Consider the following 679-nt stretch of genomic DNA (forward strand, 5'->3'; position numbering starts at 1 on the left):
GCGGCGCGGGCGAGGTTGAACGCGATCACCGCACACGCCAGCCAGGCCGCGTTGGCCGGGTAGGAGCCCGAGGGCAGGTGCGCCAGCGGGCCGCCTTTGAGTTCGGCGATGACCTGCTCGACGATCGCGTGCCCGCGGTGGGTCACATCGGCCTCAACAGTGCTCAGGGTCGAGTTGGTGATGAACGCGTGATACCGCCAGGCGGTGAACAGCTCCTCCTGGCCGGCCGGCACCGAAGCAGGGTTGAGCCGAGCCACCCGGCGCACCACCAGCCGGCAGGGCACGTGGTCGGCCTTGCGGCGCCCGGTGAAGGCGAGGAAGTCGACCTCGGCGACCTCGGCATCGGAGATCCACGCCTGCGCGTCCTCGTCGAAGACGGCCTGCCGGTAGCGGATCGGGGTCCAGGCGTGCTCGGCGATGCTGCCAATCGCCGCCTTGACCTTGGGGTCCATCCGGGCGGTCACGGAGAACCAGCTGCCCGCGGCCAGGACGGCGCCGACCAGGGCGTGGCCGTAGAACGCCGAGTCCGCCCGGGTCAGCAGTTGCCCGACCGCGCCGGCCCGGCGGGCGGTGCCGATCGCTCGGGCGGCCAGCTGGCCCACTCCGGCGGCCGAGGCGGTGTTGCCCCGCCGCAGCCGGGCGGCGGCAATCACCGGCGCGGCGATCGGTGTGGACACGG

1 protein-coding gene is annotated in these 679 nt (G+C 73.3%); it reads right to left on the bottom strand.

Features of this window, described 5'->3' with window-relative positions:
- A partial coding sequence (locus ACK586_RS25470; RefSeq protein WP_483409974.1) for a transposase family protein occupies positions 1 to 653 on the bottom strand: 653 nt, incomplete at its 3' end.
- Positions 654 to 679 lie beyond the last annotated feature (26 nt).

This window comes from Trujillonella humicola, from assembly GCF_046233715.1.
In the GTDB taxonomy this organism is placed as follows: domain Bacteria; phylum Actinomycetota; class Actinomycetes; order Mycobacteriales; family Geodermatophilaceae; genus Trujillonella; species Trujillonella humicola.